Annotated in this window: 18 protein-coding genes; 9 read left to right on the top strand and 9 right to left on the bottom strand. The window is 35.7% G+C overall.

From position 1 onward, the window contains the following. Positions 1-149 precede the first annotated feature (149 nt). From gcvP to ABID46_RS06685, 5 genes are all read left to right on the top strand, one after another. Positions 150-2,990 carry an aminomethyl-transferring glycine dehydrogenase gene (gene gcvP / locus ABID46_RS06705; RefSeq protein WP_354508354.1) on the top strand — a complete coding sequence of 947 codons (2,841 nt, stop codon included), beginning with the start codon at positions 150-152 and terminating at the stop codon, positions 2,988-2,990. Between the two features lie 291 nt (positions 2,991-3,281). Further along, positions 3,282-3,863: a hypothetical protein gene (locus tag ABID46_RS06700; protein WP_354508352.1), complete on the top strand. Its 582-nt coding sequence runs from the start codon at positions 3,282-3,284 to the stop codon at positions 3,861-3,863. 7 nt (positions 3,864-3,870) lie between these two features. Continuing rightward, positions 3,871-4,728 (top strand): hypothetical protein, encoded by an 858-nt coding sequence (locus ABID46_RS06695; RefSeq protein WP_354508350.1) that lies wholly within the window; start codon positions 3,871-3,873, stop codon positions 4,726-4,728. A gap of 669 nt (positions 4,729-5,397) precedes the next feature. Then, positions 5,398-6,363 carry an EamA family transporter gene (locus ABID46_RS06690; RefSeq protein ID WP_354508348.1) on the top strand — a complete coding sequence of 322 codons (966 nt, stop codon included), beginning with the start codon at positions 5,398-5,400 and terminating at the stop codon, positions 6,361-6,363. 149 nt (positions 6,364-6,512) lie between these two features. Next, the gene (locus ABID46_RS06685; RefSeq protein WP_354508346.1) at positions 6,513-9,662 is read left to right on the top strand and encodes a CHAT domain-containing protein; all 3,150 of its coding nucleotides are present in this window, start codon (positions 6,513-6,515) and stop codon (positions 9,660-9,662) included. Here ABID46_RS06685 and ABID46_RS06680 read toward each other — a convergent pair. Together ABID46_RS06680 and ABID46_RS06675 are read right to left on the bottom strand one after the other, a co-directional pair. After that, the gene (locus tag ABID46_RS06680; RefSeq protein ID WP_354508344.1) at positions 9,637-10,350 is read right to left on the bottom strand and encodes a tetratricopeptide repeat protein; all 714 of its coding nucleotides are present in this window, start codon (positions 10,348-10,350) and stop codon (positions 9,637-9,639) included. The genes ABID46_RS06685 and ABID46_RS06680 overlap by 26 nt on opposite strands. After that, positions 10,350-10,901 (bottom strand): RNA polymerase sigma factor, encoded by a 552-nt coding sequence (locus tag ABID46_RS06675; protein ID WP_354508343.1) that lies wholly within the window; start codon positions 10,899-10,901, stop codon positions 10,350-10,352. Before ABID46_RS06675 ends, ABID46_RS06680 begins: the two co-directional genes overlap by 1 nt. 369 nt (positions 10,902-11,270) lie before the next feature. On the opposite strand from ABID46_RS06675, the gene ABID46_RS06670 reads away from it, so the two are divergent. The 3 genes from ABID46_RS06670 (at position 11,271) to ABID46_RS06660 (ending at position 13,801) form a co-directional block, all read left to right on the top strand. Next, entirely contained in the window at positions 11,271-11,765 is a 495-nt protein-coding gene (locus ABID46_RS06670; protein ID WP_354508341.1) for an outer membrane protein, read from the top strand. A 26-nt stretch (positions 11,766-11,791) separates the two neighbouring features. Further along, on the top strand, positions 11,792-13,012 hold the full coding sequence (locus ABID46_RS06665; RefSeq protein ID WP_354508339.1) for a right-handed parallel beta-helix repeat-containing protein: 1,221 nt from the start codon (positions 11,792-11,794) through the stop codon (positions 13,010-13,012). An 81-nt stretch (positions 13,013-13,093) separates the two neighbouring features. Then, the gene (locus ABID46_RS06660; protein WP_354508337.1) at positions 13,094-13,801 is read left to right on the top strand and encodes a hypothetical protein; all 708 of its coding nucleotides are present in this window, start codon (positions 13,094-13,096) and stop codon (positions 13,799-13,801) included. 200 nt (positions 13,802-14,001) lie between these two features. Here the strand turns inward: ABID46_RS06660 and ABID46_RS06655 are convergent, their stop codons facing one another. The 4 genes from ABID46_RS06655 to ABID46_RS06640 form a co-directional block, all read right to left on the bottom strand. Next, positions 14,002-14,364, bottom strand: a complete 363-nt coding sequence (locus ABID46_RS06655) for a hypothetical protein (protein WP_354508335.1) — start codon at positions 14,362-14,364, stop codon at positions 14,002-14,004. A gap of 156 nt (positions 14,365-14,520) precedes the next feature. After that, the gene (gene lysS / locus ABID46_RS06650; protein ID WP_354508333.1) at positions 14,521-16,209 is read right to left on the bottom strand and encodes a lysine--tRNA ligase; all 1,689 of its coding nucleotides are present in this window, start codon (positions 16,207-16,209) and stop codon (positions 14,521-14,523) included. Between the two features lie 168 nt (positions 16,210-16,377). Beyond that, entirely contained in the window at positions 16,378-16,872 is a 495-nt protein-coding gene (locus ABID46_RS06645; protein WP_354508331.1) for an exonuclease/endonuclease/phosphatase family protein, read from the bottom strand. Positions 16,873-17,018: 146 nt separating this feature from the next. Then, complete coding sequence (locus ABID46_RS06640; RefSeq protein ID WP_354508329.1) at positions 17,019-17,756, bottom strand: hypothetical protein; 738 nt, start codon at positions 17,754-17,756, stop codon at positions 17,019-17,021. 320 nt (positions 17,757-18,076) lie between these two features. Between ABID46_RS06640 and ABID46_RS06635 the strand changes: the two genes are divergently transcribed. Continuing rightward, a complete protein-coding gene (locus ABID46_RS06635) occupies positions 18,077-20,206 on the top strand; it encodes a Tex family protein (RefSeq protein ID WP_354508328.1) in 2,130 nt (709 codons plus the stop codon). Positions 20,207-20,228: 22 nt separating this feature from the next. On the opposite strand, the gene ABID46_RS06630 is transcribed toward ABID46_RS06635, so the two are convergent. From ABID46_RS06630 to ABID46_RS06620, 3 genes are read right to left on the bottom strand one after another with little or no spacing between them, the layout of a single operon-like run. After that, positions 20,229-20,789, bottom strand: a complete 561-nt coding sequence (locus tag ABID46_RS06630; RefSeq protein ID WP_354508326.1) for a hypothetical protein — start codon at positions 20,787-20,789, stop codon at positions 20,229-20,231. Next, positions 20,777-21,340 carry a hypothetical protein gene (locus ABID46_RS06625; protein WP_354508324.1) on the bottom strand — a complete coding sequence of 188 codons (564 nt, stop codon included), beginning with the start codon at positions 21,338-21,340 and terminating at the stop codon, positions 20,777-20,779. Before ABID46_RS06625 ends, ABID46_RS06630 begins: the two co-directional genes overlap by 13 nt. Position 21,341: 1 nt before the next feature. After that, the gene (locus ABID46_RS06620) at positions 21,342-22,175 is read right to left on the bottom strand and encodes a hypothetical protein (RefSeq protein ID WP_354508322.1); all 834 of its coding nucleotides are present in this window, start codon (positions 22,173-22,175) and stop codon (positions 21,342-21,344) included. Between the last annotated feature and the right edge of the window lie 46 nt (positions 22,176-22,221).

The following is a 22,221-nucleotide window of genomic DNA, read 5'->3' as shown; positions in this document are numbered from 1 at the left end:
TAAAAATCGTAATTTTCCTCAGTCTTTTTTATTTGAAATTTTTAGGTCTGAGGGAAATTATCATATTATTTTTCGTTGTTACTTATTACTATACAACGAAAAAAAATAAGTAATTTTGGGCTTCATTAAAATTCACCGCAAACAAACATATGAATACACAAAATTTTTCACTTCGCCACATCGGAACTTTATCGAATGATGCGGCTGAGATGCTTTCTGTTATTGGAAAGAATTCTATTGACGAATTAATCAACGATACAATGCCAGCTGAAATCCGATTCCAAAAACCATTGGATTTGCCCGATGCATTGTCTGAATATGAAATTTTACAGCACTTACAAGAATTAGCTGGAAACAATAAAAAAGCGAGAAGTTTCATCGGGTACGGATATTACCGCACGATTTTGCCTTCTCCCATCCAACGTAATATTTTGGAAAATCCAGGATGGTACACAGCTTACACACCTTATCAAGCGGAAATCGCGCAAGGTCGTTTGGAAGCTTTGTTGAATTACCAAACGGTGGTTTCTGACTTGACTGGATTGCCAATGGCCAACGCATCTTTGTTGGACGAAGCGACTGCTTGTGCAGAAGCGATGCATATGACTTTTGAGTCACGACCAAGAGAATTAAAAGCAGCGAACAAATTTTTCATCGCTGAAGATATTTTCCCACAAAGTTTAGCGGTTTGTGAAACCAAAGCTAGCGGATTGGGAATTGAAATAGTTGTTGGAAACCCATTGGACTTTGAGTGGGACGAAACCTTTTTCGGTGTTTTGTTGCAATACCCAGGGAAATCAGGTCGTGTGTATGATTACACCGAATTGATTGGAAGCTTGAAAGCAAAAGGAATCCAAGTTACAGTTGCGACTGATTTGATGGCGTTGACCTTGTTGAAATCTCCAGGAGAAATGGGAGCAGATGTTGCGGTGGGAACTTCACAACGTTTCGGAATTCCGATGGGTTATGGCGGACCTCACGCTGCATTTATGGCTTGTACGGAAGATTACAAACGTCAAATTCCTGGTCGTATCATTGGGGTTTCTCAAGATCGAAACGGAAAATTTGCGTTGCGTATGGCATTGCAAACTCGTGAACAACACATCAAACGCGAACGTGCAACGTCAAACATCTGTACAGCTCAGGTTTTATTGGCGGTGATGGCTGGAATGTATGCGGTTTACCACGGAAAATCTGGATTGGAATTCATCGCACAAAACATTCACCAAAAAGCAGTTCGTTTGTACGATGCGTTGAATGAATTAGGATACAAAACGATTCATTCATCTTTCTTTGATACCGTTCAAATCGAAGCGGAAGGAATTACCAAAGAAGCATTTGAATCCAACGATCTATTAGTGAATTTCTTTGAAGAAGGAAAAATCAGCATTTCAATGGATGAGGTTGTTTCGGAAGAAGAATTGACGAAATTGATTGAAGTTTTTGCTTCGATCAAAGGAAAAACCATCGGAAAAGTTGAATTCAAAGAAGGAAGAATTCCTGCTGAATTGGTTCGTAGTTCTGAATTCTTGACCAACGAAGTATTCAATTCCTATCATACAGAAACGGAATTGATGCGTTACATCAAACGTTTGGAGCGTAAAGATTTGGCGTTGAATCATTCAATGATTGCGTTAGGATCTTGTACGATGAAATTGAATGCTGCAGCGGAAATGTTCCCATTGAGTTGGAGCGGATTCAATGCTGTTCATCCATTTGTTCCAAAAGAATATGCAGCTGGATACCAAGAATTGATTTCGAATTTAGAAAACTATTTGTCTGAAATCACCGGATTTGCAGCGACTTCTTTGCAACCGAATTCTGGTGCGCAAGGAGAATATGCAGGTTTGATGGTGATTCGTTCGTATCAAATCGCAAATGGAGAAGGTCATAGAAATGTCGTGATCATCCCGGAATCTGCACACGGAACCAATCCAGCTTCTGCTGCAATGGCGGGAATGAAAGTGGTTGTTGTGAAAAACAAACCAACCGGTGAAACCGATGTAGAAGATTTGAAAGCGAAAATCGAAACACATAAAGAAAATTTATCGGCTTTGATGATCACGTATCCGTCTACATACGGTGCGTTTGATGCGAACATCAAAGAAGTAACGAATTTAGTTCACGAAGCAGGTGGACAAGTCTATATGGATGGTGCGAATATGAATGCACAAGTTGGATTGACGGCTCCAGGAATGATTGGGGCAGACGTTTGTCACTTGAATTTGCATAAAACATTTGCGATTCCACACGGTGGAGGTGGACCTGGTGTTGGACCAATCTGTGTGGCGAACCATTTAGCGCCTTATTTGGGTATGCACCCATTGATTGAAACAGGAGGAAAGGATTCTGACACGGTATATTCGGCAGCGCCTTATGGATCATCTTTGATCTTGACGATTTCTTACGCATACATCCGTATGTTGGGAACGGAAGGATTGACGAATTCTACGAAACATGCAATTTTGAATGCGAACTACTTGAAAGCGCGTTTGGCGAATTATTATGATGTATTGTACACGAACTCTAACAATGTGGTTGCACACGAATTCATCTTGGATTTCCGTCCGTTTAAGAAATTGGGAATTGAAGTGACCGATATTGCGAAGCGTTTGATGGATTATGGATTCCACGCGCCAACGGTTTCTTTCCCTGTTGCTGGAACTTTGATGATTGAGCCAACGGAATCGGAATCAAAAGCGGAATTGGATCGTTTTGCTGAGGCATTGATTCAAATCAAAGCAGAAATTGATGAGATTGCGAACGGTGATTATCCGCAAGATGATAACGTATTGAAGAACTCTCCGCATCCGTTGCATACGGTAACGGCAGATGAGTGGAATTTCCCTTATTCGAGAGAGAAAGCGGCTTATCCGTTGGAGTGGGTGAGAGATCGTAAGTTCTTTACGCCAGTTGCACGAATTGATGATGCGTTTGGAGACAGAAACTTGATTTGTACTTGTCCGAGCATTGAGTCGTATATGGATTAATCTTTTTTTAGATATAGAATGAAAACCTCCTTAGGAAACTTGGGAGGTTTTTTGTTATGACAAGAATTCAATATCTAAAGAATTGGGAATAATTACTTGGAATTTTTACTTGCAATTCGTATAACTTTGATATATTTCAAAAATAATTATCGTTAAGTCACGAACAAGAAAATGAGTTTTTTCACCTATCATTTAATTAATCTTTCAATTTTCGATTCAATCAAACTTTTGATTTCACCTCCGAAATCAAAAAATATAAAAGGATTGATTCATGTCGAAACGATGTCAGTAATGAATTTAGGTTCTCCGATTATTTCGAAATCAAGATTTATTTCAAAAGATGTGGTTGTGTTTGCGCAATGGGAAAATGAAGAAATTTTTCAGGATTTTTTAAATCATCATTCAATTGGGAAGATTTTGAAAAATGGTTGGTTTCTAAAACTTGAATTTCTAAGACAATGGGGGAATATTTCTGGGTTTCAAATTCAAAATAATAATTCGCAAGATGCTTCTGATATAAATCCAGTAGTAGCTGTTACGCTTGCAAGAATGAAGTTTAAAGAGATTCCAAGATTTCTTCAATGGGGGAGGCCTGTTGAGAAATTGGTAAGAGATCATACGGGTACTAATTTGTCATTGGCTTCGATTCGTCATCCGAATTTAGTATCCACATTTTCAATTTGGAAGACTCAGAAGGAAATGACTGATATGGTTCGGGGACATAGCCATGTTCCTGACCCCAAACGACATAAAAATGCCATGATCGAACGAAATAGAAAAGATTTTCATTATGAATTTACAACGCTGAGATTTCGAATTTTGGATGAATTTGGAATTTGGAAAGGCAAATCTGATTATTCGGTAAATCAATAGTTGAGAAATGAATTTCGCCTATACCATGCAAAAATTCCAAGATTGGTTTACCCAACAATGGATTATAATTTGGGGAAGAAAACTAAATCCAAAAGACATTAATTGGCTTATGGGGCCATTTGGGGAAATGGAAGGAATTGGCGAAAATTTCATTCAAGAACTTGCGCAAAGTGAAGATTTGGAAATACTAAGAAATTGTCAATCAGTGGGATTATTAAATTCAATGGATTTATTAAAACTACCCCAAGAAGATCTTACTCGATTATCAAAAGGAGTGATTCAGTTTTATGAAAATACATCTGAGTATGGTTTTAAATTTAAGGTTAATTGGAATCTATCTTTTAAAATTTTTGGAATACTAATCAATAAATTATTTAGCCAACGAATCAATCAATTAAACATTCCATCTAGTCAGCCAGCTGATTCGCAAGAAATCTCAAGTGAATTGATTCAATTGATTGATAAACATTCAAAAGAAGTAAACTATACCATTTGGTTGCGAAAACTAAAATCATCGGGACAAATTATCTACTCAGGAATTTATGGGATATGTGAAATTCCTTCTGGAACGATTTGTATTAAAGCAGTTTTTCCATTACCTAAGGGAAATGCGACCATCATATTGAAACCTAAAGTGGGAGAGAAAGGTGAATTAATATTGCAGTCTATTGGAAAGAAATTTGGAGATCCAGGATTCTATTTTCTTTTAAGTGATTCAAAAAACTCAATTTGGTCACTTTATCATTCTAGTTTTAGTGACGAATTAATGATTCATGAAAAAAATCAGAAGCTTTATGCGATTCAAACGTTGAGATTATGGAATTTTAGAGTAGTAACCTTTCAATACGAAATTGAAAATCGTTAAAATTCATCGGGTTTGATCGAATTTTTTTAAGATTTTTCATTGTTCGACCTCGCTGAAGTCGTTTTTCTTCATTGTTTGTGTTTCTATAGCTATTTGACCTCGCTGAGGTCTTTTTTTTGTAGTTCTATATTTTAATTTTGAGAATGGGATTTTCTGTGCTTCGACAAGCATGACTATAGGCCTGAATAGTTATAAAGTATCTCGCGTGAGGAAAAATCTTTTCCCCAGCCCTTCCTTCGACTTCCGATAGCTATCGGGACAGGATGACTGGGAGGATTTTTCCGTTCGACTTCTCTGAAGTCGGTTTTCATCATTGTATGTGTTTTTACAGCTATTTGACCTCTCTGAGGTTTTTTTGGGGGGATTGCTTCCCCCGATAGTTATGGGGGTGGCAATGACTGGGTGGCAATGATAGTATTGTTTTAAGGTATTTCGCGTGAGGGAGTGTAGTGGAAACCCCGCAGACGACGAAGGAGGCGAGGAGTTGTAACGGAAAGCCCGACCGCGGCTTGGCTCGTCAGCAAACGAGACAAGACGTGGGCACGCCCCGATAAGGAATTGACTCTTAATTTTTTGTGTGAATTATTTTGCAAGTTGTAAAATTTGTTGGAGTTTTGCCGGCTTGTTTGAACCTAAAATAAGCTTGAAGAAGCAAAAAAAGAGATGAGTATGCAGAAGAATCAGTTGTGGAAAGGTGTGTTGATGGTAGGATTTGGCGCGAGTATCTATGGTATGCTGGCGACTTTTGTGAAGATTGCTTACAAAGAGGGATATACGACGGCTGAGGTGACTACTTCTCAGTTTGTGATTGGTATTTTGGGGTTGTTGGTATTGAATCTGATCCAAACCGCAACTGCGAAAAAGCCATTGGCGAAACCCTTGAAGAAGGATGTTTTTCGCTTGATCCTCGCAGGTAGTTCTCTTGGTTTTACGAGTTTGTTTTATTATCTGTCGGTTCAGTACATCAATGTTTCGATCGCGATTGTGTTGTTGATGCAGTCGGTATGGATTGGGGTTGTGGTGGAAAGTATTTTAACGAAACGCTTCCCTACGACACGAAAAATTGTTTCGGTTGTTTTGATCTTGTTTGGGACGGTTTTGGCGACGAATCTTGTACAAACAGATGTCGAGATGGACTGGCGCGGTATCTTTTGGGGTATGATGGCGGCTTGTTCGTTCTCTACGACGATGTTTACGGCCAATAGAATCGGGAATTATCTTCCGGTTTTTAGAAAGAGTTTTCTGATGTTGATTGGTGGTCTGGTGGTCGTGATGACGTATTCGTTCTTTGCGCAAATGGGTCCGCATCTATTTGATGGAGTACGTGAACTCTATGTGTCGAATGGTTGGAGTTTGGAGAATGTTCGCGCTTTTGATGCTTCGATTTTCTGGAAATTTGGGATCTTTTTGGCGGTATTTGGAACGATTTTGCCTCCGATTTTGTTCAATCTTGGTTTCCCGAAAGTGGGCTTGGGATTGGGTAGTATTTTGTCTTCTTTGGAGCTTCCTGTTTCGGTTTTGTTTGCTTATATCTTACTTGGCGAACAAGTTTTGGCGATTCAATGGTTGGGGATTGCGTTGATTTTGTCTGCCATTGTGTATATGAATTTGAGTCCAAAGAAAAATATTTCTTAGTCCATTCTTTTTTTGATAGAAGAGTACGTATAGGATTTTTTGTTTGGCAAATTGTCTAAATGCGTTCTAAATTATTGAACGATAGAATAATTCATTTGTATTCTTAGGTTTACGCTTTTTTAATAATTAGTTTTGAATAAAAACTTATTATGCGTAAAGCTTTTCTATTCTTTATATTTTGTAGTTTCTTTATTCATTTGGGTTTTGAATCTAAAACCATAAGTCCATTTGAAAAGGCAGAGGAAATATATTTGAAAGCCTATACAATTGGAGACTTTTCTGAACTTCCTATTGCAGATTCTATCTTTGGCACTTATTATAAGGAAAAGGAGTTTGCCAACGCCACTAAACAAGATTTGAAAGCGTTGGTTTATAGTCTTCACATTCACGCTTTCAAAAGAGATTATAGTCAGAACCTCGAACTGCAGAATCAGGATTTGGATTTGATCGAGAAAACTCTGACTGAGAATTCTAAATTGAAAACTGAGCATTTGGATTTGTATGTTCAATTGATGTTTCTCAAGCAGCAAATTTTTATGATTCAAGGGCAAGAAAATGCGCACATAAGCTTGGAGGAATTGGCAAGAACCTATCAGAACAATCCGTCTGTTGCCAAGAATACGATGGGTTTGCTATATGAGTCTTTGGGTAAATGGTATTATCGACAGAAAAATTTTTCCACTTCTGCTTATTATTGTAAGCTAGCATTGGAGAGTTACGAAAATCGATGGAAGCATAGGAAATATGCCTTAATGCAATATTTGGGTGGTGGTTATTATAATTATGACAAAATAGATAGTTCTCTCTATTATATGAAAGAAGCCTACGAAGGATATAAAAGTATTGAGAATAATACAAGTCAGGCAACATTAAGAAGGGGGGAATTGGCATTTAATATTGGTATGATCTATCAAGGAAAAACAGGTGATTATCATGAATCTGAATCATATTTGCTAGAAGCAATTGAATGGGAGACTGATGCAAATGGAGAAGCAAGTCCCACGCTTATCACGTACAATGCTTTATTGGCAGATACCTATTTTACCATTCGAGATATTCAAAAGGCAGAATTTTACGCTTTGAAGGCTTATTCGCTTGCCAATGAAGTAATCAAGACTGAAAGTGTTTATTTGAAATCTTTGGCTTCTATGTCTTTGTCAAGAATTTATACGCAAAGAGGTCATTATGATTTGGCTAGAGAATTGATGCAAAAGGTTTTGGTCGAAAGCCTTGATTTTTACGGAAAGGACGATAAGTTTACAACTCAAGTTTACTTGGACTTTGCGGTAATTGAGGAAATGGCGGGTAAACTAGAGGAAGCAGAATACTATTGTCTTTTGGCGGTAGAATCTGCCCAAGCTTCAGGCCGAATTTATTCAATATCTTCTGCTTACGATCGAATCACAAAGATTCATGTAAAAAATAAAAATTTTGAAAAGGCTCTTCATTATGCTTTACTCGATTATGAATTGATTAATCAACATTTGGATGATGATTTCAAAATAAAGGCAATAAGTTGTCTGGAACTTAGTGAGATTTATCTTGGATTGAATCAACTACCAGAAGCCATACAGTTTTTAGAAAAGACAGAAGAAATATTGAAAGGTAAAACCAATACTCATTTGATGGAATTGGATATTTTGGCGATTAAGAATGCTATTTTGCTGAAGAATTATGAAACTTCTGGTTCGATAGACAATTTGCAGAAAGCTCATTCAAACATAGATCAATTGATTGAATTGATCATCAAAGGAAAGTCTGAATACAAATACCAAGATTCAAAACTTTTCTATAGCCAAAGTGTTTCAAAGCATATTGAAGGCTCGCTTGAATTGGCAGCTGAGTTGCATCGCGTTTCTCCCAGCGCAGAGGTTTACAATACTCTCTTTAAGTTGATGGAAATCAATAAATCGACAATTTTGATTGATGGAATGTTGGATTCAGAAATAAAAACGCAAACTGGTGTACCACAATCCGTTTTGGAGGAGGAGAAAGAAATTGCTAAGAAATTGGGTGAGTTGAATAGGAAAATTTCTCGCGCAGAAATGGATAGTTTGTTTGATCAAAATGAACTAAAAGTTTTGTTGGATGATCGAATCAATATGAATGCGAAAATGGAGGGAATTCAAGATTATTTGAAGAAAAACCATATGAGTTATTACGAATCTAAAAACTTGATTTTGTCTGAAAACATTCAGTATTATCAAACCCATGCCTTGAATGAAAATCAAGGGTTTTTGGAATATTTCGTGGGTGAGAATTCTATGTATCGATTGTTTGTAACGAAAAATCATATCGACTTTGTTTCACTTCCGAATTTTGAAGAAATAGAAAAGCAGACCGACCTTGTGATCAATCATTTGGTACAAAGAAAGCCAATTGAGCAATCTGTTGTTTCTATTGCTAAGCATTTGCTTCCAGAAATTCCAGACAACATCGAGGATTTGGTGATCATCGCTGATAAAAATTTGGCCCAATTGCCTTTTGAAATTTTGCCTTATGGTGAATCGAATTTGTTGGAGCGTTTTAATCTTAGTTATGCGGGTTCTGTTCAGTTATTTACTTTGCAAAATCAGATGGAATCGAAGAGAAGAACATCGGTAAATTGGTTGGGCTTTGCACCAGATTTTGTGAAGCAACCTTTGCCGAATAACAAATTGGAAGTACAGAAAATAAAGGATTTGATCAAAGGAAAAGAGATCACGGGTAAAGTGGCGACAAAAACAAGTTTCTTACAGGAAGCACCCAAAGCTTCTATTTTGCATTTGGCAACGCATTCTGAAATTGATCCTCTCAATCCTATGTTGAGTAGAATGTATTTTTATGCTGATGACGAGACTGAAGGCGAATTAACTGCCTCAGAAATCTACAATATGAATTTGAATGCAGATATGATTGTCTTGAGTGCTTGTAATACTGGTCTAGGGATGAATGAATCGGGAGATGGTGTTATGAGTTTGTCGCGTGCCTTTACATATGCTGGTATTTCCTCTACTGTGATGAGCCTTTGGAAAGTATCGGACAAAGAAACTTCTGAACTGATGGTGATGTTTTATGAAAACCTAAAACAAGGCCAAACAAAAAACGAAGCTTTGCGTAATGCAAAGTTGAGTTATTTGAAAACAGTCAACGAACCAGAACTTTTGCACCCCTATTATTGGGCAGGATTTGTTGTCACAGGCAATGTTGCGCCCATAAAGGAAGATTCCTTCTCTTGGTGGTATGTCACAGCAATATTGGGTCTATTGAGTGGCGGATTTTTCTTATGGAAATCTAAAGCTGATCGAGTAGTTGCTTAACTTGATCTTGTCGATAGTTGCCCAAATCTTGTAAACTTTGCAAGGACTTTTTGGCTTCTTCAGTATTTTGGATTTTCAATTGAGCAAGCGCTAAATACCATAGAGATTTTTCTTTGAATTCCTTGGACCAATCTGTGTTTTTAAGTAAGGATATCGCTTCTTGGGTTTGTCCCTCAATTTCTAAATAAGACATGGCTTGATAAAAAAGAGCATATTCTTTTTGATTGGTTTTGTATAGGTCTGAAAATAGGGCAACAGCTTGCTTGAATTCCTTGTTCTCGTACGCTTGAAATGCTTTTGTTTCCAAGTTGGTATCTTGGTTATCACCACGTACAACGGGCGCAACTAAATTGGGATAGGTTTCGTAGTATTGGGTGTATAAATCCTCTGAATTTTGTAGGGAATTCATCATGAAATAAGTCCCAAATCCAAGAATTAATATAGCTGCAGCGACATATTTCCAATTCAATTGAAAGGTTGGCTTTACTTGTTTTTGACTTTCATGGATCCTCAGTTTTTCTTTCAACTCCATTCTTTGATTTCGTTGAAATGCAAGTTTTAAATTCTTTCTAAAGGTAAATTCCTCTAAAAATTCAGCATCTGATTTTAAAAGTTCCTCCATCAATAGACGCTCTTCTTCGGTTTGCGAATTTTCAAAATAACTAGTTATTAAATGTTCTTTGTCCATTAGGATGGTATTATCAAGTTTTTTAAATTTTTTATACAACGAGATTTTTGGCTTTTTGCCACATCTTTATTCTCATAACACATAATTTCAACAATTTCATCAAGATTTTTCTCCTCGTAATAAAATAGCCGCAATAGTTCTTCGCATTTACCACCCAATTTTTGAATGGCATTTTGTAGAAGTAAAATGGATTGATTGTCTTGTTCTACTTCTTCCATTTCTAAATTAAAATCAAAATCTTTTGATTGTAGTTCATCCATGAAATCAACGTTTACAATTTTTTTATTGTCTTTCAGTTTGTTGTACACCATGTATTTTCCGATAGCGAAAAAATAGGTTTTCACATTGCTTTTCAAATTGTCTAGTTTGCCTTTTTTGGCATGTTCACTTAAGGCAATAAAAGCATCTTGGTAAATATCCAAAAGGTCATCAGCAGGCAGTCCATATTTGTTGGCATATTGAAAAAACGCCGGTTTATAGAAATCATATATTTTAAATAAAGCCTCCTCTCTGTTGCTTTTCAAATATTTTTTTACGTCTTCATCTACCATTTAGTGTAAGTATTTTAAAAAGGTAAGCATTTTTCTTCTTCGTTTACTTTTTTGGTTTTTTACCACTAAGAAGTAAACTCTTGTTTTATGCGGACTATCTCGCAGAATCTTCTGCAAGTTAATCTTAAAAATAATTCCGCACAAAAGCAAAAGAATTTAGTGTTTTATAATTTAAAATTGTTTTTGTATCAAAAAGAATGAGGTTGCCTAAAACATGGCTAAATGTTCACTAGGCGTTTTGGGCAGCCCTTTTTTCATAAGTTGAAGCGGTGTTTTTCTAAAAAAGAAAAATTCTTTTGAAATATGTGTTTACTTTTTTTCTTATTCCACACTAAATAGATGTAAACAAATTTTATAAACATTACACAAATGAAAAAATTGATTTTAAGTGCAATGATCCTATTCACAGGAAATGGCCTTTTGAATGCACAAAATGACTCCAACATTGGATTGATGTTCGGCTTTGGAAGCGAAATCGATCGATTTGCGATTGGAGTCATTGGAGAATTTTCCATTATGGACAATCTATCTATATCACCCAACTTCCTTTTTTATTTCCCAGAAAAATACCATTACATCACCAATAATTTTTGGGAAGTTAATGGAAATATCAACTATTATTTTATCAATAACGAATCCATGGGCGTTTATGGCTTAGGAGGATTGAATTATACGCATGCCTCTGTCAAAGCAGATTTTATGGGTATTTCCGATTCTGATTCAGAAGGGAAATTTGGAGCAAATTTAGGTGGAGGATTTAAATATCATCTGTCCAATAAGTTTGCGCCATTTGCTGAACTTAAATATGTAATCAGTGATTATGATCAGGTAGTAGCCATGATTGGAATGAAATACAAATTTTAACCTATATACCCCTTAACATTAATTTTATGAAAAATGTAAACTTATTTACCAACCGAGCGATTAGATATTTATTTATTTTTTCAATCTTAGGATTATTTTCAGCTTGTACATCTGACGATGATTCTTCTGACCCAATCTTAGAAGAATTTAATGAACCCATTGTTTTGGATTGTAATTTCTTCAAAGAAGCTAGAGTTTTGACCAACGACCCTTATGCTCCTGTAGATTATATTGTGACTTGTGTGATGCATGTTACTGCTCCTATTAAAATTGAGCCTGGTGTTGTAATAGAATTTGAAGAAGATGCGGGACTAGAAGTGGATGATTTCCATACTGCTAATGGATCTATTTCAGCTATGGGTACAAGTACTGAACCTATTATAATGAGAGGTACCGCTAACAATAGAGGTTGGTGGAGAGGTCTTATGATCGATAGCAACAGTTCGCTTAACGAACTGAATCATACCCAAATTTTTGATGCAGGAGGAAAGAGCTTCAATAGCAATAATGACAAAGGTGCTATTATTGTGTGGGCAGATTCTCGTTTGAAAATGACAAATTCTTTGGTGTCAAATAGTGATTCTTATGGTATCAATGCTACCTATACCTCAAGTATACTGACAATTGAAAATAACAAATTTACCAACAACAAAGCACCAGCAGTTGTAAATCCGGGATACCTCAATGCTATGAATAACACCAATCAATTTTCAGGAAATATCGATGATTTTGTATACGTAGATCCTTATGGAGAACCAATCAAAACTCCAACAACTTGGTACAAATTGGATGTTCCATATAGCGTTATATCAAACGCAGTTAAACAAGTAATTGTAAGAGATCTTCTAACGATTCAACCAGGTGTTGAGATTGAATTTGGAGCTGAAACTTCTTTATTGATTCACGAAGATGGTGGAGGAATTAAAGCTGTTGGAACATCTGCTGATCCTATTATATTTTCTGCAGTTTCAAAAGTTGCAAAAGCTTGGAAGGGGATCTATGTTTCAAGTGAACACGCAGTCAATGAAATTGGGCATGCTGAAATCCGTTATTCAGGTTTGAATGCTCCTCAAGCTAATATTTGGCTTTGGTATAATAGTTTTTTGAACGTTCACAATGTAAAGTTTATGAGTTTCAATGGATGTGGAATTAACTATCGTCTGCTTACAGGTCAGTCAAGTAATCCGAATTTAACCATTGGAGATAATGTGACAGCAGACAATGGTTGTACAACAAATATTTGGTAACCCCTATATGTCCTTTAACAGATATCAATCAAAACAAGAAGGCTGTTAATTCAGCCTCTTGTTTTTTAAATTACTCTTACTATGAAACAAATTGCAGTTATTGTCAGTTTATGTTTTTTCTTCAGTTGCAAAAATGAAGGAACCCAGTCAAAAGAACAAGAATTAGGAGTTGCCTCCAAAAGTATTTCTTTAAACTGCTTAGGAAGTTTGGATTATACGTATACGCAACTATTGCCCGTTGAGAATCTAGCTGAACTCCTAGGTTTATCCATCAATGATTTTGAAATCAAAACAACTGACAGAAAGGATCAATATGGTAACGCCTATTATTTCTGGAAGAGTGATCGCCCAGAGGTACAAAGCCCCGTAAGCGAACACATTTTCTTACCCGATGATAATTTCGTAGGTATTTCAAACTTGAGCGCTTATAATTCTGAAATGAAATCTGCAGAAATCCTTGACGCCTTTGACAGGGCATACAAAGTGCTAAGTGACGAAGAAATTGCCCAAATTGAAGAAAATCTGAATCAGCATTTGGAATCGAGATCAGAAGAGGAAAAATCATCTGTTCAAGGATTGATGACTGCTCGAACGAACTTTAATTTCAGAAACATAGAAAATCTTGGTGATAAAGCATATTGGAGATTTAGTGAAGAAAAGGGAGGAGAGTTGGTTACACTTTTTGGAAACGAAAAGTTTTCCATTCAAACTAAAATAAGTCTTATCGAAAATGAAAACCTAGATTTAGCCAAAAAAATGTCGCAAAGTGTAATGGATAACTGTAAATAATTTTGAATTCGTTTGTACGACTATTCACAGTAGGTTGGCTAATATTTCGATAATAAGAAAAGAACCACCGCTTGGGTAGTTCCTTCAACTTTTTTCTTGTGTGCTTTGTGTCTTCTTTGTGCACCTTGTGTTTGGGAAATTTAACTACAAAGTTCACGAAGGTTTTTCACAAAGGGCACAAAGGAGTTTCAAGGGTGTAATTACTGGAAAATATTTCCGCAATTTTCACATTTGTTATAATTTTTTGAAACTTTCATAAAAGAAAAACTTTTCAGTATGCCTATTAAATTGGATGTAATATTTTCTTTGATAGCCTCGGTTAAATCTTTGGAGCCGCAATTGGGACAAGCTTGAAAATAATCATCGGTTTTAATAATTTCTACGGATTTGTCGAAATTTTCTTCGTCTACCCAAACTTCTAAATGTTCCGAATAATTGGTTTGCCCATCTTGTTCGATTCCCATTCCCGATAAATAATAAGGAATATTATTTTCTTCTAATAAAAGCAAGAATTTGTCGGAATCTGAAAGGAATTGGTATTTGGCTAGAAGTTTTCTGGACATTGGAAAATTTTGAATTCAAGATACAAAAAAAAGAACCACCATTTCAGGTAGTTCTTTTACTATTTTATTGTGCGCTTTGAGCCTTCTTTGAGTTCATTGTGTTAGAAAATTTAAACCACAAAGAGCACAAAGGATTTTCACAAAGGGCACAATGTTTTATATAGCCGAAACAAATAATCCTGCATCGGTTTTCTCTACTTGCGCGACTTTATTTGCTGTTAATTCTTTGATGGATTTGTCCCATTTTTTACCAGAAAGTCCTGATTGAGTTTTCAACTCATTCAAGTCCATATTTCCAGCTTTGGTTAAAATTTCCAAAACTGCTTTGGCTTCGTCACTCAACGCAATTTGTTTTTTCTCTGGTCGCATCTGTGGGAAGAACAAAACTTCTTGGATGGATGCATTGTTGGTCAAGAACATGATCAAACGATCCATTCCGATTCCTAATCCGGAAGTTGGAGGCATACCGTATTCCAAAGCACGTAAGAAATCTTGGTCGATGAACATTGCTTCGTCGTCTCCTTTTTCGGACAATCTCATTTGTTCTTCGAAACGTTCTCTTTGGTCGATTGGGTCATTTAACTCTGAATACGCATTGGCGATTTCTTTTCCACAAACCATCAATTCGAAACGTTCTGTAATACCTTCTTCTGAGCGGTGCATTTTGGTCAATGGCGACATTTCAACCGGATAATCGGTGATGAAAGTCGGTTGAATGAAGTTTCCTTCACATTTCTCTCCAAAAATTTCATCGATCAATTTTCCTTTCCCCATGGTATCGTTGACTTCGATTCCCATAGAAATAGCCGCTTGACGAATTTCGTCTTCTGATTTTCCGTAGATATCGAAATCGGTGTATTTCAAAATTGCATCTCGCATTGAAACACGTGGATACGGAGCTTTCCATTCGATTTCATGTTCGCCGAAAGTAGATTTCGTTGAACCATTGACCGCAACTGCACAATGTTCCAATAATTGCTCGGTGAAATCCATCATCCAGTTATAATCTTTGTAGGCAACGTAAATTTCCATTGCGGTAAATTCAGGATTGTGGGTACGGTCCATTCCTTCGTTACGGAAGTTTTTGGAGAATTCGTAGACACCGTCAAATCCGCCTACAATCAATCTTTTTAAATATAATTCGTTGGCAATACGTAAATATAACGGAATATCCAAGGCATTGTGGTGCGTCATAAAAGGTTTTGCCGCAGCACCTCCAGGAATGGATTGAAGAATTGGTGTTTCTACTTCCATGTATTCTCTGGCATTGAAAAATTCGCGCATCGCATTGAATAATTTGGTGCGTTTGATGAATATTTCTTTGACGTGCGGATTTACGACCATATCCACATAACGCATTCTGTAGCGTAATTCTGGATCGACAAATGCATCGTGTACATTTCCTTCGTCATCGGTTTTTACGATTGGAAGTGGTTTCAATGTTTTGGTTAACAATGTTAATTTGGTAACGTGCACTGAAATTTCTCCTACTTTGGTTTTGAATTGGTATCCTTCGATTCCAATAAAATCTCCGATGTCCAATAATTTTTTGAAAATGGTGTTGTATTCGGTTCCTTCTTCATCGGTAGAGATGTCGTCACGGGAAACATAAATTTGGATTCTTCCTTTGCTGTCTTGGATTTCGGCAAAAGAAGCTTTTCCCATAATACGAACCGACATTAAACGTCCTGCAATCTTGACCTTCTTTCCTTCTTCGTAGTTCTTCAAAATTTCTTCTGATGTAGAAGTTACTTCAAATTCGGCAGCAGGGTAGGGTTCTATGCCTAAGTCTCTTAGCTGCGCTAATTTCTCACGACGAATGATTTCTTGTTCTGTTAATTGCATTGTTTAAAATTTTCAAGTTGCAAAGGTAGGGTAGAAATTAGAATTTTTGGGGTTGTCGAGGTGTAATTTCTAGAAATATCCAAGAGTTTTGACCCAAAAAAACGTCCAAAGGATGATTTTGGACGTTTTTATTTGAAATTGTATTGCTTTTAGGCAATGAATCAATTTTTATTTTTTCTTGTAGAATTCGATGCTTTCTAAAATTTGAATCAAGTAACGTTCAATTGTTTCGTTCCATTCGTAAAGAGAGATATCAAAAGCAATGCGTTCGTTGTTATTTAATTTCGATTCAGCATTTAAGAAAACATTGTAAATATCCATTTCGTCTCCTAATTCGGTTGATTCAATAAAACCTTCCGAAATTTCGCCTTTATAGGTTTGGAAATTCAAATTGGTATTCAAATTCACAATTTTTTTGATTTCATAGTATTCATTTAATTCGGATAAAGAATCAAAATCATCTTTGTATTCGACATAAATCAAAAAGTTTTCACTTTCTAATTCTATCATAAAATCATCTTGAGAATTTACTTTAACAAATTGAGGGATGCTAAATTTAAGTCCATATTCCTCCCAATTAAACTCTTTGAATTTTGTTTGTCCAAAACCAAAAGAGCTACATAAGATGCAGATTAAGACTGCATAGAATAAATTGTTTTTCATGTACAATAGTTTGTGGTCAAAAGTACTATAATTTTCAAAAAAGTATTTTAGGATTAAAAAAAAATCTCGTGCTTTTTTTAAAAAAAAAAAACACGAGAAATTCTTGTTAAAGTTTTGTGTTAATGAGTTGGGAAATTCCCCACAAATTAATCTGCAAAAGAATTCAAGATTCCTGTTGCAACACCTCCAAATGGAACTGCGTTGGTCAAGATAGGACCAGCAACATCCATCAATTTAGAGAAGAAAGATCTTTTCTTTTGTGGAGCAGCTACTTCTTGCGGAGCAGCTTGTTGAGCTGGAGCAGCATTTTGAGCTACTGCAGTATTGTTACCTTTGTTTGAAGATTGGAATAAACCACCTGATTTTACTGTAGTTTGACCACCTTTTGATTTTGAAATATCGAAAAATTCGATACTACCCATGATTTGGTTTAAGTATCCTTCGATACGGTCATTCCACTCGTATATAGAAATATCAAAAGCGATTTTTTCGTTATCGTTCAATTTTGATTCTAAGTTTCCGAAAACGTTGAAAATATCAATGTCATCACCTAATGCAACTGCTTCGATAAATCCAGCAGCAGCCTCACCTGTATAGGTAGGTTCGTTGATGTTTTGATCAACACTTACTACTTCTTTTACTTCATAGTATTCAACTAATTCTTGTAGATCATCAAAATCATCTTTTAATTCTACATAAATTAAAAAGTCCTCACTTTCCATTTCAATCATGTAGTCATCTTTAGAATTAACTTTTACGAATGAAGGAATGCTAAATTTTAAACCAACTTCTTCCCAAACATATTCTTTGAATTTTGCTTGACCAAACCCTAGAGTTGTCATTAAGAAGAAAGATGCGAAAGCAAACAATAAATTTCTTTTCATTTTTTTACCAAATTAAGATTAATAAAACTGATTATTTTTTAGTGCAGCAAATTTAACTTTGTTCCCCTCTAAATTCTTTATTTATAAGTCGAACTACCCGCTTACTACCCTAAAACTACCCCTTTTGCGATTCTTAATACCCGTTTTATTTGGATGGTATTTATCGTCTTTAAATCCTTGGTTAATTGATTTTTGTAAAATAGAAATTGGTAAAATGCTGGGGAAAAAGGATACTTTCCCAAAGATTGAATTTATTTTGTCAATATACTCGATTATGATAGAAGCTTCTTGTATTTTTGAACCCTTTTCAAGTAATGATTATGACCCAAATTGATTTCATCCAACAACAAACACAAATTCCCAATCGAGGAATTGAAAATACCCTTCAATTGCTCAATGAAGATTGTACGATTCCGTTTATTTCTCGCTACCGAAAAGAGTTTACAGGAAATTTGGACGAAGTGCAAATCTCTGCTATTTCCAAATTGAAACTTCAGTTTGAACAAATCGAAAAGCGGAAAGAAACCATTTTGAAGGCAATTGAAGAACAGAATTTGATGACGGAGCAAATTCAGTCCAAGATTTTGAATTGTTACGATGAAAATCTTTTGGAGGATTATTATTTGCCCTACAAAAAGAAAAAGAAAACCAAAGCGACCATTGCCAAAGAAAACGGATTGGAACCTTTGGCGAAAATCATTATGAAGCAAAATCCGATTCGGGATTTGGAAGAATTGGCTGCGAAATATTGCAACGACAAGGTTCCCGAAATCGAAGATGCTTTGCAAGGAGCGAAAGAAATTATGGCGGAATGGGTCAATGAAAATGAGCGTGTTCGAAATCAATTGCGAAGAAAATTCAAACACGAAGCGGTTATTTCTTCAAAAGTCTTAAAAACAAAAAAGGAGGAAGAAGGAGCGCAAAAATTTTCCCAGTATTTTGAGTTTTCAGAATTATTGAAACGTTCGGCTTCGCATCGATTATTGGCGATTTTACGTGGAGAAAACGAAGGATTTTTAAAGGTAAAAGTAGAAATTCCCAAAGCAGATGCTTTTGCATTAATTGAAAATTTAATTCTACGAACCCATTCTCCAGAAATCAAAGAAATCATCATCGATGTCATTGAAGATACTTACAAACGTTTGTTGGAACCTTCTTTGTCAAACGAAGTTTTGAAAGAAGCGAAATTGCAAGCCGATAAAACCTCCATTCAAGTTTTTTCCAATAATTTGAAACAATTGTTGTTGGCAGCGCCTTTGGGAGAAAAACGAATTTTAGCGATTGATCCTGGGTATCGTTCAGGATGTAAAATTGTTTGTTTAGACGAACAAGGCGATTTGTTACACAATGAAACGGTTTATCCGCACGCACCACAAAACGAGAAAGTGCAAGCATCCAATAAAATCAAATCTTTGGTGAATGCGTATCAGATTGAAGCGATTTCAATTGGAAATGGAACGGCATCGCGTGAAACGGAAAACTGGATTCAGAATATTGCTTTTGATCGAAAGTTGAAAGTTTTTGTCGTGAATGAAGCGGGCGCTTCGATTTATTCGGCTTCGAAAATTGCTCGTGAGGAATTTCCACAATACGATGTAACCGTTCGTGGAGCGGTTTCGATTGGACGTCGTTTGGCGGATCCTTTGGCGGAATTAGTGAAAATTGAACCGAAATCCATTGGGGTTGGGCAATACCAGCACGATGTTGATCAAAGTTTGTTGAAAGAGGAATTGGACGAAACCGTGATGCTTTGTGTGAACAAAGTGGGTGTGAACTTGAATACGGCGAGCAAACATTTGTTGCATTATGTGTCGGGAATCGGGGAGAAGATGGCAGAAAATATTGTGAATTATCGGTCGGAAAATGGCGGATTTGAATCGCGCGATGAACTGAAAAAAGTTCCACGATTGGGTGAGAAAGCTTTTCAACAGGCTTCAGCATTTTTACGAATTCAGAATGCTAAGAATCCGTTGGATAATTCAGCTGTTCATCCGGAATCCTACAAAATCGTCGAGAAAATGGCGAAAGATTTAAAGGTTTCGACGCAGGAATTAATTGGAAACGAATCCTTGATTCAACAAATTGAATTGAATAAATATATTACAGATAAAGTTGGTGAACCGACTTTGAAGGATATTTTGGAGGAATTGAAAAAGCCTGGATTGGATCCGCGTCAAAAGGCGGTAATGGTTCAGTTTGATAAGAATATCAAATCGATTGAGGATTTAAAAATCGGAATGAAACTCCAAGGAATCATCAATAATATCACCAATTTTGGTTGTTTCGTGGACATTGGAATCAAACAAAGTGGATTGGTTCATATTTCGAAAATTACCAAAGAATTCATATCGGATGTGAATACGGTGGTTCATTTGAATCAAATCGTGGAAGTTACGGTAACCGATGTCGATGTGGAACGAAAGAGAATTCAGTTGTCGATGATTGATTAATTTAGAAATTAGAAATTAGAAATTAGAAATTAGAAATTGATTTTCTTAAACCTCTGAATTTTAAAAGACTAAGAATAATTCCTACAACTGCGCCAATATAACTCAGGTTATGAATCATTCCAACGGTGTGATAGTCTCGTTTGTTTAAAATATTTTCTGTAAAATGGAAATAAAATTCTTTACCTGTAAAAGTATATATTCCAATGAAGTAACCAATGAAAGCGGCAATTGTTGTTGTTATGAAAAGGATTGCGACTAATCTGAAGTAAATGATCACATTCTGCTTGAAGCTGTTGAAATAAATTAAGTTGAGTGTTCCTAAGATAAGTCCAATTAGTAAACCCATCCACCAAGTTGCGATAATACCTGTTAAAATAACCAAGACAAATGGCTTAATAACGGTATTTTCCATTGGTTCGGAAATTAATCCAAATTCTATGAATTTATATTTCGTATAATATTCAGGTGAAATAGAATAGGTTATGGTGTCGTGGATGATTCCATAATTACAACTTAGTAAGATGGATAAAACAATTACTAATAAGAAAAATCCAAGTTTAGGTAAGAATTTTACTTTTCCCATCCCCAAGGAACTTCCTTAAATTCTACGGGTTTGGTCAAATCGAAAACCACTGTGAATAAGCGATCGGTACCGATTCGTTTCAAATTATAGGAAAATGATTTCTCATCGATGGTCATCCACCAAACATTGTGGCAAGCATAATCAATCATTGCGCAAGTTTCTTGATCGGCAGGAAACATTTGAAAATTTGGATGTCCGACGTTGGTGGTCGTTCCACCGTACATTGTGACTTCGTCATCAGAACCATCTTTGTGGCGGTGATCGTGTTTCAATTCCAAACGATCGTTTTCAAAGGTCAAAACCCAAGTGCGTGATTTATCATCGCCAACATAAAAAGGGACTTTGATTTGGTTTGCTTCGCAAGATAAAACTTGCATCACCAAACGTTCGCCTGTAAATCCATCACCTTCTTTGGCACCTTCTGTAATCACACCTTCGTAAGATTTTCCACAGTGTTTCTCCAATTCCTTTTTGAAGGTTTGATTGGGATTTTCTTGTGCGAAAACAATGGTTGATAAAAAAGATAGAAGGATGAATGGAAGTCTTTTCATTTTAATAATATTGGTATTCGTAAACTAATTTTGAGGAAAGATAGAGAACATCTTCATTTGTTAAATATATACGTTTTTCTTTAACTAGACCGTTTTCCAAGTAATCGAATTGTATGACTTGCGTTAATTCATTAAATGTTTGGAAATATTTTTCCTCAATTAATTTATCGTTCGCATACAAATATTCAAAGTAAGAACATTGATTGATAGATTCTTCCTCAATGCAAATTTCAATTGGTTTTCCTTTTTCATCATACAATTCAGTTATGACTTGAACTGGTTTTTTATTTTCAAAAACTTCAATTTTTGTTTTTCCATTGCCTAATTTCGAATAATAAGATTCTGTTTTATCTAGATTATTAAGATGTATTGAATAGAGTAAATCCTCGCCATTTTTAACTTCTGAATAACTTTGGATAGACTTTATAAAATTCAAATGATAATATTTTTGATAGGAATCTGAACAGTTTTCATCTAGAAAAAATTCATTTCGAATTAAGGAATAATAGGAATCTTTTTCATCCCAATTGAAAAGTTCATACGATTTGAGTTTATTGCAATTCTCGTGATATTCAAAATTTGAATAGCTAATTGGTTCATCTAAACCATCCATATGATTTATTTCCTTGGTTACACGACCTTTTTCACCAATATGTTGAATAGAAAATTTGTCGGAATATAATTTGGACCCATTTTGTTGATATTCAGAATGAATAACTCTTATCTCTTTCACTTTGTTAAACTCAAATAATTTTTGATTTTCAAGTTCATCAAACTGAGCTAAACAAAATGTGAGATTAAAAAATACGAATATGAAAATAAGTCCTGATTTCATTCAATAAAAAAAACTTTGGCAAAATACTGAATTTCACCAAAGTTTA

Origin of the sequence: Moheibacter stercoris (assembly GCF_040545805.1) — a bacterium.
Taxonomy (GTDB): domain Bacteria; phylum Bacteroidota; class Bacteroidia; order Flavobacteriales; family Weeksellaceae; genus Moheibacter; species Moheibacter stercoris.
Note: the sequence above shows the minus strand (reverse complement) of the source record. Positions and strands in the feature narration are given on the sequence as shown.

What these genes read in the sequence shown, in the direction of transcription:
- ABID46_RS06665 (WP_354508339.1), top strand. Translation starts at nt 11,792, where the DNA reads ATGAAAAATGTAAACTTATTTACCAACCGAGCGATTAGATATTTATTT.
- ABID46_RS06635 (WP_354508328.1), top strand. Translation starts at nt 18,077, where the DNA reads ATGACCCAAATTGATTTCATCCAACAACAAACACAAATTCCCAATCGA.
- ABID46_RS06655 (WP_354508335.1), bottom strand. Translation starts at nt 14,364, where the DNA reads ATGTCCAGAAAACTTCTAGCCAAATACCAATTCCTTTCAGATTCCGAC.
- ABID46_RS06695 (WP_354508350.1), top strand. Translation starts at nt 3,871, where the DNA reads ATGAATTTCGCCTATACCATGCAAAAATTCCAAGATTGGTTTACCCAA.
- ABID46_RS06640 (WP_354508329.1), bottom strand. Translation starts at nt 17,756, where the DNA reads ATGAAAAGAAATTTATTGTTTGCTTTCGCATCTTTCTTCTTAATGACA.
- ABID46_RS06625 (WP_354508324.1), bottom strand. Translation starts at nt 21,340, where the DNA reads ATGAAAAGACTTCCATTCATCCTTCTATCTTTTTTATCAACCATTGTT.
- ABID46_RS06645 (WP_354508331.1), bottom strand. Translation starts at nt 16,872, where the DNA reads ATGAAAAACAATTTATTCTATGCAGTCTTAATCTGCATCTTATGTAGC.
- ABID46_RS06690 (WP_354508348.1), top strand. Translation starts at nt 5,398, where the DNA reads ATGCAGAAGAATCAGTTGTGGAAAGGTGTGTTGATGGTAGGATTTGGC.
- ABID46_RS06700 (WP_354508352.1), top strand. Translation starts at nt 3,282, where the DNA reads ATGAATTTAGGTTCTCCGATTATTTCGAAATCAAGATTTATTTCAAAA.
- ABID46_RS06680 (WP_354508344.1), bottom strand. Translation starts at nt 10,350, where the DNA reads ATGGACAAAGAACATTTAATAACTAGTTATTTTGAAAATTCGCAAACC.
- gcvP (WP_354508354.1), top strand. Translation starts at nt 150, where the DNA reads ATGAATACACAAAATTTTTCACTTCGCCACATCGGAACTTTATCGAAT.
- ABID46_RS06630 (WP_354508326.1), bottom strand. Translation starts at nt 20,789, where the DNA reads ATGGGAAAAGTAAAATTCTTACCTAAACTTGGATTTTTCTTATTAGTA.
- ABID46_RS06685 (WP_354508346.1), top strand. Translation starts at nt 6,513, where the DNA reads ATGCGTAAAGCTTTTCTATTCTTTATATTTTGTAGTTTCTTTATTCAT.
- ABID46_RS06670 (WP_354508341.1), top strand. Translation starts at nt 11,271, where the DNA reads ATGAAAAAATTGATTTTAAGTGCAATGATCCTATTCACAGGAAATGGC.
- ABID46_RS06660 (WP_354508337.1), top strand. Translation starts at nt 13,094, where the DNA reads ATGAAACAAATTGCAGTTATTGTCAGTTTATGTTTTTTCTTCAGTTGC.
- ABID46_RS06675 (WP_354508343.1), bottom strand. Translation starts at nt 10,901, where the DNA reads ATGGTAGATGAAGACGTAAAAAAATATTTGAAAAGCAACAGAGAGGAG.
- ABID46_RS06620 (WP_354508322.1), bottom strand. Translation starts at nt 22,175, where the DNA reads ATGAAATCAGGACTTATTTTCATATTCGTATTTTTTAATCTCACATTT.
- lysS (WP_354508333.1), bottom strand. Translation starts at nt 16,209, where the DNA reads ATGCAATTAACAGAACAAGAAATCATTCGTCGTGAGAAATTAGCGCAG.